The organism is Xanthobacter autotrophicus (assembly GCF_030015065.1).
In the GTDB taxonomy this organism is placed as follows: Bacteria; Pseudomonadota; Alphaproteobacteria; order Rhizobiales; family Xanthobacteraceae; genus Xanthobacter; species Xanthobacter autotrophicus_D.
This window is the reverse complement of sequence record NZ_JAIVFN010000327.1, coordinates 1-533: the sequence shown is the minus strand read 5'-3', so window position 1 is coordinate 533 and position 533 is coordinate 1. Positions and strand designations below refer to the sequence as shown.

Genomic DNA, 533 nt, shown 5'->3' with positions numbered 1-533 from the left:
GCATCACGATGCGGCGCCGCTGATTTCTACCGGGTCCATCGAGCTGCAGTTGGTACGGGTGCCGGCGACCTTCATAACTCGAATAAAGGACCGAATCCAGAGTGAGCGTCCTAAGCTCAAGAGGCATCAAAGCCATCTCGGTCACACAAAGGAGCAAAGCGCGATTGCGCAACTCGACAGGCCCAGCGCCGTCAGGGGCAAGTGCCAAAATGGACTGCAAGGCCGCCCAAACCTGAGGAGTGGCAATTGCACCCAGAGAGTTCTCGATCGGCGGGCGCTCTCCTTCTTCCAACGCTTTCGCGGGGTTGGACGCAATCCAGTTCTTCCGGACGGCGAAATCGTAAATTCGTTCAAGCAACCGCCAATACCGTCGACGCGTTATATCGCTGACACCTGTTCCCGGCTTACGCCCCGCAGGGCCACTTTGAAGGAAACCCGCGACGATCGCACCAGTGACGTCGTACCACTCAATCGCCAAAGGCTCGGCTCCATTTCGACCGGACCGTAAATACTGCAACCACGTGCTCCAGAAG

General features: G+C 57.8%; 1 protein-coding gene. It reads right to left on the bottom strand.

The features are described from left to right. Window positions 1-478 (bottom strand): hypothetical protein (locus K9U40_RS23365; RefSeq protein ID WP_282892453.1); only part of this gene is annotated, 478 nt, incomplete at its 3' end. Window positions 479-533: the final 55 nt, after the last annotated feature.